This is a genomic window from Acidisoma sp. 7E03, assembly GCF_054665075.1.
In genome coordinates this window covers 202,821-215,661 of sequence record NZ_BAAFHE010000004.1, presented here as the reverse complement: position 1 = coordinate 215,661, position 12,841 = coordinate 202,821, and the positions used below count along the sequence as shown (strand labels likewise).

The 12,841-nt window shown below is 68.9% G+C and carries 13 protein-coding genes; 8 read left to right on the top strand and 5 right to left on the bottom strand.

Annotation, left to right across the window (positions count from 1 at the left end; all coding sequences use genetic code 11):
• Positions 1–78 precede the first annotated feature (78 nt).
• The 3 genes from ACYQ6W_RS08300 to ACYQ6W_RS08290 are packed head-to-tail and all read left to right on the top strand — an operon-like array spanning position 79 to position 2,953.
• Positions 79–1,143: an ABC transporter substrate-binding protein gene (locus ACYQ6W_RS08300; protein WP_459674692.1), complete on the top strand. Its 1,065-nt coding sequence runs from the start codon at positions 79–81 to the stop codon at positions 1,141–1,143.
• A complete protein-coding gene (locus tag ACYQ6W_RS08295; protein ID WP_459674691.1) occupies positions 1,140–2,180 on the top strand; it encodes a FecCD family ABC transporter permease in 1,041 nt (346 codons plus the stop codon). Before ACYQ6W_RS08300 ends, ACYQ6W_RS08295 begins: the two co-directional genes overlap by 4 nt.
• 2 nt (positions 2,181–2,182) lie before the next feature.
• Entirely contained in the window at positions 2,183–2,953 is a 771-nt protein-coding gene (locus tag ACYQ6W_RS08290; RefSeq protein WP_459674690.1) for an ABC transporter ATP-binding protein, read from the top strand.
• An 8-nt stretch (positions 2,954–2,961) separates the two neighbouring features.
• Here the strand turns inward: ACYQ6W_RS08290 and ACYQ6W_RS08285 are convergent, their stop codons facing one another.
• The 4 genes from ACYQ6W_RS08285 to ACYQ6W_RS08270 form a co-directional block, all read right to left on the bottom strand.
• Positions 2,962–4,014: a DUF2218 domain-containing protein gene (locus ACYQ6W_RS08285; protein WP_459674689.1), complete on the bottom strand. Its 1,053-nt coding sequence runs from the start codon at positions 4,012–4,014 to the stop codon at positions 2,962–2,964.
• A 74-nt stretch (positions 4,015–4,088) separates the two neighbouring features.
• A complete protein-coding gene (gene rnhA / locus ACYQ6W_RS08280) occupies positions 4,089–4,562 on the bottom strand; it encodes a ribonuclease HI (protein WP_459674688.1) in 474 nt (157 codons plus the stop codon).
• Positions 4,552–5,511: a homoserine kinase gene (locus tag ACYQ6W_RS08275; RefSeq protein ID WP_459674687.1), complete on the bottom strand. Its 960-nt coding sequence runs from the start codon at positions 5,509–5,511 to the stop codon at positions 4,552–4,554. The genes rnhA and ACYQ6W_RS08275 overlap by 11 nt, the downstream gene beginning before the upstream one ends.
• 108 nt (positions 5,512–5,619) lie before the next feature.
• Entirely contained in the window at positions 5,620–6,930 is a 1,311-nt protein-coding gene (locus ACYQ6W_RS08270) for a DEAD/DEAH box helicase (RefSeq protein WP_459674686.1), read from the bottom strand.
• A 276-nt stretch (positions 6,931–7,206) separates the two neighbouring features.
• Between ACYQ6W_RS08270 and ACYQ6W_RS08265 the strand changes: the two genes are divergently transcribed.
• Positions 7,207–8,103 (top strand): NlpC/P60 family protein, encoded by an 897-nt coding sequence (locus ACYQ6W_RS08265; protein ID WP_459674685.1) that lies wholly within the window; start codon positions 7,207–7,209, stop codon positions 8,101–8,103.
• A gap of 9 nt (positions 8,104–8,112) precedes the next feature.
• On the opposite strand, the gene ACYQ6W_RS08260 is transcribed toward ACYQ6W_RS08265, so the two are convergent.
• Positions 8,113–8,499 carry an MAPEG family protein gene (locus ACYQ6W_RS08260; RefSeq protein ID WP_459674683.1) on the bottom strand — a complete coding sequence of 129 codons (387 nt, stop codon included), beginning with the start codon at positions 8,497–8,499 and terminating at the stop codon, positions 8,113–8,115.
• A gap of 76 nt (positions 8,500–8,575) precedes the next feature.
• Here ACYQ6W_RS08260 and ACYQ6W_RS08255 point away from each other — a divergent pair, with 76 nt between their 5' ends.
• The 4 genes from ACYQ6W_RS08255 (at position 8,576) to hisD (ending at position 12,785) form a co-directional block, all read left to right on the top strand.
• Entirely contained in the window at positions 8,576–9,478 is a 903-nt protein-coding gene (locus ACYQ6W_RS08255) for a CDP-diacylglycerol diphosphatase (RefSeq protein ID WP_459674682.1), read from the top strand.
• A gap of 149 nt (positions 9,479–9,627) precedes the next feature.
• A complete protein-coding gene (locus ACYQ6W_RS08250) occupies positions 9,628–10,731 on the top strand; it encodes a hypothetical protein (protein ID WP_459674681.1) in 1,104 nt (367 codons plus the stop codon).
• Positions 10,732–10,773: 42 nt separating this feature from the next.
• Positions 10,774–11,487, top strand: coding sequence for an ATP phosphoribosyltransferase (gene hisG / locus ACYQ6W_RS08245; RefSeq protein WP_459674680.1), 714 nt, complete (start codon positions 10,774–10,776; stop codon positions 11,485–11,487).
• Positions 11,487–12,785, top strand: a complete 1,299-nt coding sequence (hisD, locus tag ACYQ6W_RS08240; protein WP_459674679.1) for a histidinol dehydrogenase — start codon at positions 11,487–11,489, stop codon at positions 12,783–12,785. The genes hisG and hisD overlap by 1 nt, the downstream gene beginning before the upstream one ends.
• Positions 12,786–12,841: the final 56 nt, after the last annotated feature.

The following is a 12,841-nucleotide window of genomic DNA, read 5'->3' as shown; positions in this document are numbered from 1 at the left end:
GATCCTGCTTGCCTCCTCGGTGCTGCGGGTGTCGGTATGATCGGCCGGCGCGGCTTTCTGGGTGGGATGACGGCAGCCTTGGCCACGCCGGCCCTGGCGAGCGCCGCCTTCCCGGTGACCGTGACGGATATCACTGGCACGCGGGTGATGGTTGACCGCGCACCGCGCCGAATCTTGCTCGGGGACAGCCTGCTCTTCACCGCTCTCAGCCTCATTGATCCCGAGGTCGCAGACCGTCTCGTGATGACGAGCGCTTTCGTGAAACGCTGGGAGCCTGGCTATTTCGGCGAATTGACGCGTCTCTACCCGAAGCTCGCGGCCGTACCGGTGATCGGCGATCTCGACACGGCGGGGCTGGAACGTGCTCTGGTCGCCGCGCCCGATCTCGTCATCCTCAGCCTATGGCAGAAAAGCAGCGTGCAGCCGGCCCTGGCCCAGTTCGCGGCCCTCGGCATTCCCGTCCTCTTCGTCGACACCTATCTCGATCCGTTGAAGAACGGGGATGCTGCGATGCGCCTGCTCGGGCGGGTGCTGGGTCAAGCCGCAGCGGCCGATGCCTTCGCCGATTTCCATGCGGAGAAACTGGCGTTGCTCACCCGCCTGAGCGGTGCCACGCCGCCGGTCTCGGTGCTGTTGCAGGTCTATCCAGGCATCATGACCTGCTGCTGGGACCCGGGGCGTAGCGGCTTCGGCAGCTACCTGCCGATCGCCGGTGGCCGCAGCATCGGCACCGGTAAGACGCCGGGAACGTACGGCGGCACGCTCGCACTCGACTATGTCATGGCGGCCGATCCGCGCTTCTATGTCGGGACAGGGCTTTCCGATCCGCAGGAGAAAGGCCTGTGCATCGGCTTCGGCATTGACCGCGCGACGGCGCAGGCCAGCCTGCGGCGCGTCCTCGCCAATCCCGATCTCGCCGCCATCCCCGCAGTGCAGGCCGGCCGCGCCTATGCGATCTGGAACTTCTTCAACGGCTCGCCGCTCAACATCCTGGCGATGGAGGCGATGGCCGGCTGGTTCCATCCGGAGGCCGCGCAGGCGGCGGGCGTTAACCCGGAGGCGAGTTTCGACATCATCCGCAGCCGATTTCTCAAGCGCGATCTGATCGGCACGCTCTGGCTGGGGCCGGAGGACGCGGCGTGACGGCCGCAGCCGCCCTGGCGGCAGCCTATGACGAGCTGCAGCGGAGACGGCGTCGCGTTCTGCTGCTTCTTTGTCTCGTCGCCCTCGTGCTGCTATGGGGCGCGGCCGCGGCTGGCCCGGGTGGCCTGCATCCCTGGCAGGCGGTCCGCGCGCTCTGCGCCATGTCGGGGGTGCCGCCGGTCGATACCCTCATCGTCAGGCAAGTGCGTCTGCCGCAGGCGCTCGGCGCCGTCGTCATCGGTGCCTTCCTGGCGCTGTCGGGCGCCGAGCTGCAGACCGTCTTCGACAATCCCCTGGCCGAGGGTGTGACGCTGGGCGTGGCGCCGGCCGCGGCCTTCGGTGCCGCGCTTGCCATCGTGCTCGACATCGGGCTGCCTTGGGTGCCGCCCTTCTGGGTGATCGCCGCGAATGCTTTCCTCTTCGCCCTGCTCGCGACGTTTTTGCTGCTGGTACTGGCGCGTCTTGGCGGAGGCGTGCGCAGCCTCATGCTTTTCGGCATCGGTCTCGTCTTCACCTTCAACGCGCTCATCGCCCTGCTGCAGCTTCTGGCGAGCCAAGCAGCGTTGCAGCAGCTCACCTTCTGGATGCTGGGCAGCCTGTCGGGGCTGCGCTGGCCCCTGCTGTGGCCCTTGCTGCTGCTGGTCGCGCCGCTGCTTCTGGCCTCCTACACGGCTGCCCCTGGCTTGACGGCGTTGCGGCTCGGCGAGGAACGGGCGCAGAGCCTTGGCCTCGACCTGCGGCGCATCCGCCTGATGGCCTTGCTGCGGGTCAGCGTAATGACGGGCGCGGCCGTCGCCTGTTGCGGCAGCATCGGCTTCGTCGGCCTCGTGGGCCCTCATGTCGCGCGGCTGCTGGTGGGGGAGGATCACCGTATCTTCCTGCCGGCCTCCGCCATCGCTGGTGCGCTGATCCTTCTCGGGGCCAGCCTGGCTGCCAAGCTCGTGGCGCCCGCGCTCGATCTGCCGACCGGCATCACCACCGCTCTCATCGGCCTGCCGGTTTTCTTCGCGCTCATCCTGGGGCGGCATGATCGATGAAAATGCAACTCACATTGCACAACGTTTCCTGTGGCTATGGACGCGGCGCCGCCGTCGTCCACGGCGTGTCGACGGTGCCGATTCCGGCAGGCCGCATGGTCGCGCTGCTCGGGCCGAACGGCGCGGGCAAGTCGACCCTTCTGAAGGGCATTGCGGGTTTGTTGCCAACACGAGGCAAGGTGATCTTCGGCCCGCACGATCTCGGCGCGCTGCCGCCCGCGGCGCGGGCGTCCATCCTGGGCTTCATGCCGCAGGTCATGCCCGCAAGCACCGAACTCACCGTTCTGGAAAGCCTGATCGCGACGCTCGAGGCGATGGGACCGTCATATCCCGAGAGCACGGGCAGGCAGGCGGCGGCGGTTCTGGAGGAATGCGGCATCGCGTCGTTGGCGCTACGCCCCTTGCGTCGGCTCTCGGGCGGCCAGAAGCAGCTGGTGAGCTTCGCGCAGACGGTGGCGCGGGATGCGCCGCTGCTCTGTCTCGACGAGCCCACGAGTGCGCTCGACCCACGCCATCAGATGGGGGTGATGGCGCTGGCGCGCCGGCGGGCGGAGGCCGGTGCACTTGTGCTGGTCGTTCTGCATGATCTGGCGCTCGCCGCGCGCTGGGCGGATGAGATTCTGGTGATGCGGCAGGGCGGGCTCTATGCTCAGGGTACGCCTGAGGCGGTGATGACGCCGGGGATGTTGCGCGCGGTCTATGGCGTGCACGGCCATGTCGAGCGTGGCAGCACGGGCGCGCTGCACATCCAGGTCACGGCGGCGGCGGACTGATCAGCCGGCTACTCGGCGCGCCAGAAGCCGCCGGCGAAGTAATCGGCGGCCGTGAAATCGGGGCGACCGCGAAACCAGGCTTTGGCTTCGCGTGCGATCTCCGCTTCCGCCGCGAACCAGGCGAAGCGTTCGAGGCCGGCATCCGGGAAAGGGGCCTGCGCCAGAGCGTCCAACAGCAGGCGGGAGCGGGCGGCGGGTGTGTGTCCGCGATGCAGCCAGGCGAGGTCGAGCCGGGCAGGGGAGGGCAGGGGCAGTTCGTCCTGTTGATCGGTCACTTCGATGCGCACCACGGCCGTGGTCGAGGGACTCAGCGTCTCCAGGGTGCGGGCGATCGCGGGCAGCGCCGTCTCGTCACCCGCCATGAAGATCCAGGGGCTCTCGGGCGGCCGTCCGCCACCGGGGCCCGCCATGCCGATCACCACGCCCGGGGCCGCCCTCTCGGCGAAGTCGGCGCCCGGCGCAGCCGTGCCATGGGCGGGGTGCAACAGCATGTCGATGTCCACCGTGCTTGCGGCGAGGTCGATGGCGCGGATCGTATAGGCGCGGACGGGCGGGGCCTCACCTTGCCAGGACATGCGGCCGGTCTCGGCCATCTCGCCCTCCGGCAAAAGGCCGTGCTCCGGCAGGAAGAGGCTGACATGCAGGCCGCCCTCGGCGAAGGGAGACAGATCATCGCTCGTGAGCGTGATGCGGCGCATGCGCAGTGTCAGACCCTGCGCGGCGGTGACGGTCATTCGCCGATAGGCGCGCCGGGCGCGGGGTGGCGCGTCCAGCCAGTCGAAGCAAAGCGCGTTGTTTTGCAGATGCTCGCGGAGATGTTCGGTCACCATCGTTTGCAGCATGGCGATCGTGCCGGCGTCAGTCGCGCGCAGGGTGAGCGCGACTGCGCCATCGGCAGCCTTCACCTCCATCGCGGCATAGCCAAGGTCAAGCCGGGCAAAATCCCCGCGCTCCTCCACCTCGGCATAGCTGCGCGCTGTTGCGCAGAGGGCGCGAAGATAGGCGCCGGCTGACTCCAGCGTCAGGCGGCCGCGGGTGTGGCAGGGCAGGCGCTGGGACATCGGACGCTCCTCGATCGGGATGGCGATGTCGGTATAAAGAGAATGAGAATTAGTCGCAACTAGGCAAGGTGCGATCACCCACGGGTGGCGGCCAGCATCTCTTCCCGCGCGCGGGTGGCCAGCACGTCCGCCCGCTCGTTCATCACGTCCCCCGCATGGCCGCGCACCCAGCGCCATTCGATCTCGTGGCGTTTGGCCGCTTCCAGGATGCGCTGCCAAAGGTCGATATTGGCCACCGGGTCGCCTGCCGCGTTGCGCCAGTTCTTACGCACCCAGCCGGTGGTCCAGCGGGTGATGCCGTTGCGCAGGTATTCGCTGTCCGTATGCAGGGCGATGCGGCAGGGGCGGGTCAGCGCCTCCAGCGCTTCCGCGGCTGCCGTGAGTTCCATGCGGTTGTTGGTGGTTGCGGCCTCGGCGCCGCACAGTTCCTTCTCCGCCTCACCGAAGCGCAGGATCGCGGCCCAGCCGCCGGGGCCGGGATTGGGCTTGCAGCCGCCATCGGTCCAGATTTCCACGAGCGTGCGCGGCTTCTCGGCTTCATCCGACATAGGCGGCGATCCCGGAGGCGTGGCGATGGAAGCGCAGCTTGCGGAGGTATTCCAGCGGGTCCTTCGGCGTCACCAGCGCGCCTTCCGGCACGTAGAGCCAGTCGTAAAGGCGGGTGAGGAGGAAGCGGAGTGCCGCCCCCTGGGCGAGGATCGGCATGGCCGCGAGTTCCGCCTCCGAGAGCGGGCGCACCGCCTGATAGGCGCCGATCATGGCGCGGCCCTTGGTGACGTTGAAGGCGCCGTCCGGCTCGAAGCACCAGGCGTTGAGGCAGATCGCGAGGTCGTAGGCCAGGATGTCGGTCGCGGCGAAATAGAAGTCGATGAGGCCGGAAACCGCGCCCTTCAGGAAGAAGACGTTGTCGGGGAAGAGGTCGGCGTGGATCTGGCCGACCGGCAGGTCTTGCGGCCAGGCCTCCAGCAGCCGGTCGAGCACGGCGGTGAGTTCGGCGCCGAGCGCGGGGGAGACTTCGTCCGCGCGGCTCAGGCTGCGGGCGAGGAGCGGGCGCCAGCCGGCAGGGCCGAGCGCATTCTCCCGCCGTGGGGCATAGCTGGCGCCGGCCGCATGCAGCCGGGCCAGGGCCTCGCCCAGCGGCGCGCAATGGGGGAGCTGCACCCGCCGCGGCCAGACGCCGGGCAGGAAGGTGGTGATCGCGGCGTGCCGGTCAGCCAGCATGCGCAGGGCGGTGCCATCCCGCGCCGCGACGGGTTGCGGGCAGGTCACGCCATGCTGCGCCAGATGCTGCATGAGGCCGAGGAACCAGGGCAGGTCCTCCGAATTCACACGTTTTTCGTAGAGAGTGAGGATGAAGTCGCTGGTCGTGGTGCGCAGCATGTAGTTGCTGTTTTCCACGCCCTCGGCGATGCCGCGAAAGGCCACCACCTCGCCGATGTCGTATTCGGCGAGAAAGGCGCGCAACGCATCGTCGGTGACTTCGGTATAGACGGCCATCGGCATGTACCCAGGGAATAACGCCCTTTCCTAGGCAGGCGGCCGGCCGAACGCCAGAGGGCGGTGGGGAGAAAAGCGAAGGGGAGGCCGAGCCTCCCCTTCATCGGTTCAGGCGGCGCGCTTCTGGCGCGGCCGGCGGCCGGAGCCAGAGCGGCGCCCGCGGCGCTTCGGCCGCTCACGGTCGGCAGCCTGTGCGCGGGTCTCCCCTTCGGCCGCAGCCGCGACCGGGGCCGTAACAGGGGCGGCGCCGCTGTCATTGGCGGCGGTGATGCCCTCGAGCTTCGCGACGTGCATGATGACGCCGGTGAGCTTCTGGATGTCGCGCAGGAAGGTCCGCTCGCTCGGGTCGCAGAAGGCGAAGGCGATACCGGAGGCGCCGGCCCGCGCGGTGCGGCCGATGCGGTGCACGTAGCTCTCGGGCTCGTTCGGCAACTCGTAGTTCACGACATGGGTGATGCCGGTGACGTGGATGCCGCGCGCCGCGAGATCGGTCGCCACCAGCACGCGGGACTCGCCGCTCTTGAAGCGGTCGAGGATGCGCGTGCGGGCGTTCTGGCTCTTGTTGCCGTGGATGGCGTCGGCATTGATGCCGGAGGCCTGGAGATGCTCGGCCACTTTGTCCGCGCCCCGCTTCGTGCGGGTGAAGACGATGACGCGCGCCAGCGCCGGGTCCTGCAGCAGGCCGACGAGGAGGCGCTTCTTGGCGCCGGCATCGGTGAAATAGACGTGCTGCTCGATCTTGTCGGGCGTCGCCGTCTCGGCCTTCACCTGCACCGTCACCGGATCGCGCAGCAGGCTGCTGGCAAGCTGGCCGATTTCCTTCGGCATGGTGGCCGAAAAGAGCATGGACTGGCGCTTCGCCGGCAGGCGGGCGAGGATGGTGCGGATGTCCTTGATGAAGCCGAGGTCGAGCATCTGGTCGCCCTCGTCGAGGACGAAATGGCTCACCTGGTCGAGGATCAGCTCGCGCGTGTTCATGAGGTCGAGCACGCGGCCCGGCGTGCCGATGACGATGTCGGTGCCGCGGCGCATCCGCTCCACCTGCGGGCTGCGACCGACGCCGCCGAGGATGACGACGGTGCGCAGGCCGGTGCCGTTCGAGAACTTGCGCAGGCTGTCGTTGATCTGCAGCGCGAGTTCGCGGGTCGGGGCGAGGATCAGGGCGCGGGTGCCGTAGGGCTGCACGCGCACGCGCTCGGCCAGCAGATGCTGGATCACGGGCAGGCCGAAGGCGCCGGTCTTGCCGGTGCCGGTCTGGGCCAGGCCCAGCAGGTCGTGGCCCTTGAGAAGCTCGGGGATGGCGCGCGCCTGAATGGGCGTGGGCGCCGAGAAGTTGAGGGCGGCCAGCGCCTTCTGGATGGGTTCGTGGAGGCCGAGAGCGCCAAAGCTCTCGTTCGTGGTCGCAGGGGTATCGGTCAAAACAAGTCTCCGCGCCGCCCGGAGAGCAGTGGCTCCGGCGGTTCGTGTTCGTGCTCCCCGCGCGATGCGGAGTGGAACGGGTTCGAAGGAGATTGCTCGGAAAAAGGTGACCCGGTTGCAGAGGCTCTGCCGGATGGGGCACCGTTCGCGCGTCTCGCGAACAATCGCAGAGGCGGCTGCTACCGCGCTGCAGCAAAAAGATCAACGGTTAATGATCAGCCCTGTGCTGCGCGCATCGGTCGGCCATGGCAAGGCCTGCCGCAGGAGGAAGGGGAGATGGCGGATGAGGATGTGGGCAATCCTGCGCCAGGCCAGGGCTGCTCCGGGCGGCGTGCCATGCTCTGTGTCATGGCCGGCGGCCTCGTCGGGGTGACGCGCGCCGGGGCCGCCGCGGAGATGCCATCGGAAGCGGCACCATCCTCTCGCTCGGCCGACACGCTCGCCTTCTCAACGCCGCGCGCCCTGCTCGATGCCGGCTTCGACCAGCCGCCGTGGGACGATTCCGCAGCGGAAGCCGAAGAGCCTTTCGCGCTTTGGGAACGCGATCATCGGCATGCCCGGGATGCCGCCTGGGGGCCGCGCGCCCGGCGCTATCCCGCGCCCCTGCTGCCCCGACAGGACGTGACCTACCGGCGGGAGCGCGTGCTGCGGGTGGCGGCCCGCCACATCGGCCTCGCCTACCAGCATCACCATCTCCCCAGCTGGCGGCCGCCGGCGGACTGGCCTTGGCTGCCGGTCAAAATGGGACACAACGGCCTGGGGCTCGACTGCAGCAATTTCACCGCCTTCGTGTTCAACTATGCCCTGGGGCTGACCCTTCCAACCGCTGTCGCGCGCCAGGGAAGCGAGACGCAGCTGCCGGGGCCGGGGGGAATCGGACGGCTGCGGGCGCTGCGGATCGAGGTGTCGCAACCGGATGTCGCGGCGGCGTTACAGCCTGCCGATCTGCTGTATTTCCGCACCCCCTCGGGCGCCATCGGGCATGTGGCCCTCTGGCTCGGCGCGGTGGGGCAGGGGCCTGTCCCTCTGCTCATCGATTGCAGCCAGCGGCCGCATCGGGATGAAAGCGGGAACATGATCCCCGGCGGTGTACGGATCCGGCCCTTTCTGCCCGGCAGCTGGTATGCGCGCCGGCTGTCGCATGCCCACCGGGTGATCGCCGCCTTGGGCTGACGCGGTGCCTTAGGCCAGTCCGATGAGCATGAGCACCAGACCGAAGCTCGCCAGCAGCCAGATGATCGAGCGGATCCAGGGAATGCCCGCGACATAGAGCGGCCAATAGATCAGCCGGCCCCAGACATAGAGTTCGGCACCCGTGGTGACGAGCCCGCCGTCGCGATGCAGGACGGCACTGGCGAGCACCAGCGCCACGAAGAAGGGAAAGGTTTCGCGAAAATTGGCGAAGGCGCGGATGACGCGCCCGGCGACCCCGGTCAGGGGCTCCTGATCGTCCCGCGCGCTCGCGCTGAAGTCGAGACCGCGTGTCGCGCTGACGGCGAAGCCGGTCGCCAGGCACTGCAGCAGGCCGAGCAGGATGGACCAGAGAAGCAGGCTCATCGGTGTCGTCATCGGGCAAATCCTGGAGGGGAGGGCGGTTGACGGTTATAGAGATGAGGATCGGTCTCCGCTTCACGAGGGTTCCCCCATGGGTGTGATCAGGCTCAAGGCCCGGCGGCGGATCGTCTGGGCTCGGGGTATCCTCGCCGCGGTCGTCGTCGCAGTGGCCTTCGTGCCGATCCTGCTGCTGGGGGCGGCGACCGATCCCAACATCCTGTGGAAGATCGTCCATGGCAAATGCGTCGTGGATCAGGAGACCTTCGGCCATCCCGCACCCTGTGCGCGCGTCGATCTCGCCGGCGGCTATGCCATCCTCAAAGACATCGTCGGCGAGACGCAATATCTGCTGATCCCGACGACGCGCATCACCGGCATCGAAAGCCCCGCGGTGCTGGCGCCGGAGACGCCGAATTTCTTTGCCGAAGCCTGGAGCCAGACGCCGCTGGTGGAGGCGCGGCTGGGCCATGCCCTGCCCCGGCAGGATCTCAGCCTCGCCATCAACTCCATCCATGGGCGCACGCAGGACCAGCTGCACATCCACATCGATTGCATCGACCCGACCGTTGCCGCGGCACTCGCCGCCCATCAGGCGGCGGTCGGGCCTGCCTGGGCGCCCTTCCCGGTACCGCTGGCCGGCAAGCCCTATCAGGCGATGCGCATCCCCGGTGTAACGCTGGGCGCGGCCAATCCCTTCCACCTTCTGGCATCGGGCCTGGCCGGCGCCCGCGGCCACATGGGCGCCTATACGCTGGTGCTGGTGGGGGCGGAGTTCGCGACGGCGGGCGGCGCGTCCGCGCCGGGCGCTCCCACGCCGGGCGCTCCCACGCCGGGCGCTCCCACGCCGGGCGCTCCCACGCCGGGCGCTCCCACGCCGGGCGCTCCCACGCCGGGCTTCATCCTGCTCGCCGGGCGCTCCGACCTCGCGCATGGCAATACCGGCAGCGGGGAAGCCCTGCAGGACCATGCCTGCCGCATCGGGCGGCCTGGCTAGCGAGCCGCCGGCCTCTCCTCCCGGCCCGATCGGCCGCACCATCGTCACGATGTCCTCCTCTCCCTTCGGGGTTCGGCTCTTGGTGGTTGCAGTGTGACGGCCGGCATTTCGCGCTATAGAGCCGAAGACTTGCAAGGAGACGCCTCCCCTTGGCCGCCATCGCTCGAGCCGCCCCGACCTCCGAGACGGTCCCCGATCCCCGTGCCGGCGTGGATGCCGACTGGTATCGCGGCTTCTACGCGGACATCGCGCGCGCCGGAGTGGACCCGGCAACGCATTACCTCACCCTCGGCTGGCAGGAAGGCCGCTGGCCGAACCCGGTCTTCGATCCGCAGTTCTACAAGGCCCAGTTTCCCGTGCCGCCGCAGGGCGACCCTCTGCTGCACTACCTGGCGCAGGGCGAGCGCGGCGGCCTGCGCCCCATCGCCTGGTTCGATCCCTCCTGGTATCGCACGGCGCATGCCGTGCCGGAGGCGATGCCGAGCCTGATCCACTACCTCGGCCACCGCCGCGGCGGCCAGGTCAGCCCCAATCCGGGCTTCGATACACGCTTCTATGCCGTGCAAAATCCGGACGTCGTCGCCGCCGGGCTCGACCCCTTCGACCATTACTGCGCGCGCGGCCGGGCCGAGGGCAGGCTGCCGCGCGACGAGCGGGAGATCTTGCGCGACAGCGATCTCGTGGATGCCAATTACTACTACATCAACGGCCCCGACGTGCATCAGGCCGGGCTCGACGTCGTCGATCATTACGTTTCCGAAGGCTGGCGGGAATACCGCCGCCCCAATCCCTATTTCGACGGTGTCTGGTACGCCCAGCGCTACGGCGTGCCCGGCCATATGAGCCCGCTCTGCCATTACGTGCTGATCGGCGAGGCGCAGGGTTTCCGTCCCGGCCTCTATTTCGATCCCGGATGGTATCGACGCACCTATGGGATTCCGGATGGGCAGATCGCCCTCGCCCATTATCTCGCGCACCGGCCGACGCGCCGCTTCAGCCCGCTGCCGGTCTTCGACATCGATTTCTACGTCGACCGCTATGGCGCGCAGCTCGGCCGCGCGCGGGACATTTTCGCGCATTACCTGGCGATCGGCGCGGTGCGCGATCTCGATCCCAATCCCTGGTTCCAGGCAGCGGCCTATCGCCAGCGCTATATGCAGGGCACGCCGCCGCCGCCCGCGGCGACCGCGGAGGTCGCGCGCAATCCGCTCCTGCATTTCCTGTGCAGCTTTGTTCTGGCGGCTGACCGCTGAGGCGGCTTTGCCAGGGCAGCGGCGGATGCTAGAGGCCGCCGCATGACCCAGATCGCCGAACGCCCGAGCCCCGATCAGGACCTTCCCGCAGAGGCGGGGGCGCCGATCGTGATGGCGCTGCCCAAGGGCCGCATTCTCGGCGAATGCACGCCGCTCTTCACCCGCATGGGCATCACCCTGCCGCAGGACCTGGTGGAGGAGAGCGGCCGGCGGCTGCGCTTCCCGACCAGCCATCCCGGGCTCGACATCGTGCGCGTCCGCTCCTTCGACGTTGCGACCTTCGTCGCCTTCGGTGCGGCCGACATCGGCATCTGCGGCGCCGACGTGCTGATGGAATTCGATTACGCCGAGATCTACGCGCCGCTCGACCTCGGCATCGGGCGCTGCCGCGTCTCGGTCGCCGAACCCGCGGAAACGGCGGGGGCGGATGATTCCGCCCGCTGGTCGCGCGTGCGGGTGGCCAGCAAATATCCCAACATCGCGCGCAAGCACTATGCGGCGCGCGGCATCCATGCCGAGGTCGTGCATCTGTCGGGGGCGATGGAATTGGCGCCGCGCCTCGGCCTGTCGCGCCTCATCGTCGATCTCGTGCAGACCGGCTCGACCCTCAAGGCCAATGGGCTGGTGGAGACAGAGGTGATTGCCGAGGTCTCGTCCCGCCTGATCGTCAATCGTGCGGCGCTGAAGACCCGGCCGGAGGTGATCGGCGCCTGGATCGCCCGCTTCCGCCAGGCGCTGGAACAGGGAGAGGCTTGATGCAGCGGCTGGATGCGCAGGCGCCGGGCTTCTCGGCGCAGTTCGAGGCGCTGCTGTCCCAGGCGCGGGAGACGACCGAGAGCGTTGGCGCCCAGGTCACGACCATCGTGGAGGCGGTGCGCCGGGACGGCGATGCCGCGCTCTGCGCCTATACCAGCCGGTTCGACCGCGTCTCCATGGTGCCGGAGCGCCTGCGCGTGACGGCGGAGGAGATTGCGGCGGCCAAGGCCGAGGTTGCGGAGAGCCTGCTCGGCGCGCTCGACCTGGCGGCGACCCGGATCGAGGCATTTCATCGCGCCCAGCTGCCCGCCGACTTGGCGATGGAGGATGCGGCGGGATACCGGCTCGGTCTCCGTTGGACCCCGCTCGATGCCGTCGGCCTTTACGTGCCGGGCGGCAAGGCCGCCTATCCCTCTTCCGTTCTGATGAACGCGCTGCCGGCCAAGGTCGCGGGCGTCGGCCGCATCGCCATCTGCGTGCCGGCGCCCGACGGCGTGCTCAACCCGCTGGTGCTTGCCGCGGCTGACCGCGCGGGGGTGACCGAGGTCTACCGCGTGGGCGGGGCCCAGGCCATCGCGGCGCTTGCCTATGGCACTGCGAGTCTCGCACCGGTGGACCGCATCGTCGGGCCCGGCAATGCCTATGTGGCGGAAGCCAAGCGGCAGGTCTTCGGCCGTGTCGGGATCGACGGCATCGCCGGCCCCTCGGAAGTCGTCGTCGTCGCCGATGCCGGCAACGACCCGGCGCATGTTGCGATGGACCTGCTGGCCCAGGCGGAGCACGACGAATCCGCCCAGAGCATTCTGATCACCGACGATGCGGCTTTTGCCGATGCCGTGGTGGCAGCGGTGGCGCGCGCACTCGAGACCCTGCCGCGCGCGGCGATTGCCGGCGCCAGCTGGGCGCAGCATGGCGCCGTCATTCTCGTCACCGACTGGGAGCAGGCGGCGGCACTGGTCAATCGGCTGGCGCCCGAGCATCTGCAGGTGATGACCGCGAGACCCGAGGCATTCTTCGCCCGCGTGCGCCATGCGGGGGCCGCCTTCCTCGGCCGGCACGTGCCGGAGGCGGTGGGGGATTATGTCGCGGGGCCGAACCACGTGCTGCCGACCGGCCGCACCGCGCGCTTCGCTTCCGGCCTCTCGGTCTTCGACTTCCTCAAGCGCACCACCTGGGTGGCTGGCGATGAGACGGCGCTGGCGGCAGTGGGGCCGGCGGCGGTGGCGCTGGCCGAGGCCGAGGGTCTCGGCGCGCATGCCCGCTCGGTCGCCGCCCGGCTCGCTCCTAAATCTCAGTAAATGGTTAACTAAAACAGTTTTATTCGTGCTGATTCAGAAATAAGCAAGTATTCCGC